Below are 2,078 nucleotides of genomic sequence, written 5' to 3'. Positions count from 1 at the left end.
AAGGCGCACGCCGCCGCCTGTGACGTTGGAAATCAGCAGTCGTTCGCTCTGCAATGCACCGACGATTCGCTGCACGGTGGAACGTGGAAGACTGACTTCTGTCGCGATTTGGCCAAGGCTTAACCCCTGCGGATAATCCTTAAGGCATCGCAAAACTGCAGCTGCGCGAGAGATCACCTGAATGCCGTTTCGGCTGTTATCGGAATCGTCTTTGGCCATTGGAACCCCTGAATACGCTATTGAAATCATGTCTTACTGGCACGGGTCGCAATGTCAAGGGGTGACCGCATTGTGATACAGCATAACCGCAATGCAGTTTTGTGTTGACCGGTATGTGGTGCATGTGTATCAAAATATGCAGATGGCTGGGAGGCCTACTTCAAAATTTAATGCAACGAACATTGCCTCGGCAGTGAACAGAGAAGGTGTATCCATGGTAGAGATCCGCGGAATTGAGTTCCAAGCAAACGACGACAACGATATGGGCTTGGAGTTCGTGAACCTGAGCCATCGTTTTGGCTATCAGTGCCCGAACTGGCCGTATTTCAAAGACGTTCAGATCGAGCGCACGCACTACATGGCGAAGTCTGGCGTTCTCAGCCAAACGATGACGCATACAATGCACGTGACAACGCACATCGATGCGCCTGCACACGTTGTACCGGGCACGCCATTCATTGACGAAGTGCCACTTCCACACTTCTTCGGTTCTGGTTTGGTTGTTTCTATCCCTAAAAAGAAATGGGAAAAGATCACAGGCGACGATCTGGAAAAAGCATGTGGCCATGCGATCCGTAAGGGCGATGTGTTGATCATCAACACTGGCTGGCACAAGCAATACGAAGATGGCGACTACTTTGCCTATTGCCCAGGTCTGGTTCAGTCCGCGGCTGACTGGATGGTTGAAAAGGGCGTAAAGGTTGTTGGTCACGACACCCAAGCGAACGACCATCCTCTCGCAACAGCGATTGGCCCACAGCGCAACGGTCCGATCTTGCCGCACCTTGAGCAAGAGTACCTTGAATGGTCTGGCGGCGTTGACTGGAAAACCGACTTCCCTGATTGGGAGCCTGTGCACAACACGCTCTTTAACGCAGGTATTCTTGGCATCGAAAACGTCGGGGGCGATCTGGATTCTGTGACAGGCAAACGCGTGACATTCGCCTTCTTCCCATGGAACTGGGATCGTGGTGACGGCTGCATCATTCGTTTGGTTGCGATCACAGACAAGGACCAAGCGTACCGCATCGAAGCTGGTGAGACGTTCTAATGCACCTGAAGCGTTTTGCCGATGCCGAAACCTACGACGCCCCCAACCATTGGGGCGTCACGGGTCACCGGCTGCAAGGATTTGAAGACGGCGGTCCGGAAAATCAATGGATCGGCTTCTCGCAATTTCTCCCTGGGGGGGGCGCTGGTCCTGACAGCACCCCCTTTGAGAAAGTCTATGTCGTTCTCGAAGGTGAAATGACTGTCGAAGTTGATGGTGTCGAAACCGTCCTGCACGCGATGGACAGCTGCACCATTCCAGCCGGCGAACTGCGCCGGATCGAGAACAAAACAAACCATATTTGCAAAATGCTCGTCGTGATCCCGTATCCCGATGGCAAACGACCGGAGTAAGCTCATGTCGCTCGATAATCCCCATTCAATGTTCGATATCCACGGCAAGGTTGTCCTGATTACAGGTGCGTCTGGCGCATTCGGCGCTGTCGCGGCGCGTTGTTTTGCAGGGGCAGGGTGCAAGGTTGTCCTTGCCGCTGGCAATGCAGAAGCGCTCGAAGAGGTCGCAGCGACCTGCTCCACGGATGTACATATGATCAACGCCCGTCCTGATAGCGAAGCGGCCTGCGAAAGCATGGTGCGCGAGGCGGTCGAAACTTACGGTGCGCTCGATATTCTTGTGGTTGCCTCAGGCATGAACAAGGTCGCGATGATCGAGGACATGGAACCAGAAACGTTCGAAAGCGTTATGGATGCCAACGTGACCCAGTCATGGCTACTGGCGCGCGCCGCGTCCAAGCAAATGAAGGCACAAGGAAATGGCGGCAAGATCGTGTTCGTTTCTTCTGCACGCG

4 protein-coding genes are annotated in these 2,078 nt (G+C 53.9%); 3 read left to right on the top strand and 1 reads right to left on the bottom strand.

Annotated features, from left to right (window positions below; genetic code table 11):
- Positions 1-219 (bottom strand): helix-turn-helix domain-containing protein (locus tag ABJQ89_RS11510; protein WP_348496375.1); only part of this gene is annotated, 219 nt, incomplete at its 3' end.
- 214 nt (positions 220-433) lie between these two features.
- Here ABJQ89_RS11510 and ABJQ89_RS11505 point away from each other — a divergent pair.
- The 3 genes from ABJQ89_RS11505 to ABJQ89_RS11495 form a co-directional block, all read left to right on the top strand.
- Positions 434-1,270 (top strand): cyclase family protein, encoded by an 837-nt coding sequence (locus ABJQ89_RS11505; protein WP_348496374.1) that lies wholly within the window; start codon positions 434-436, stop codon positions 1,268-1,270.
- Positions 1,270-1,623: a cupin domain-containing protein gene (locus ABJQ89_RS11500; protein WP_348496373.1), complete on the top strand. Its 354-nt coding sequence runs from the start codon at positions 1,270-1,272 to the stop codon at positions 1,621-1,623. Before ABJQ89_RS11505 ends, ABJQ89_RS11500 begins: the two co-directional genes overlap by 1 nt.
- A gap of 4 nt (positions 1,624-1,627) precedes the next feature.
- Positions 1,628-2,078, top strand: a 451-nt coding sequence (locus ABJQ89_RS11495) for an SDR family NAD(P)-dependent oxidoreductase (protein ID WP_348496372.1), incomplete at its 3' end; no start/stop codon positions are given.

The organism is Planktotalea sp., assembly GCF_039984035.1.
Taxonomy (GTDB): Bacteria; Pseudomonadota; Alphaproteobacteria; order Rhodobacterales; family Rhodobacteraceae; genus Planktotalea.
Note: the sequence above shows the minus strand (reverse complement) of the source record. Positions and strands in the feature narration are given on the sequence as shown.

Bases quoted from the DNA above. Each gene is read 5' to 3' on its own strand.
- ABJQ89_RS11500 (WP_348496373.1), top strand. From the start codon at position 1,270: ATGCACCTGAAGCGTTTTGCCGATGCCGAAACCTACGACGCCCCCAAC.
- ABJQ89_RS11505 (WP_348496374.1), top strand. From the start codon at position 434: ATGGTAGAGATCCGCGGAATTGAGTTCCAAGCAAACGACGACAACGAT.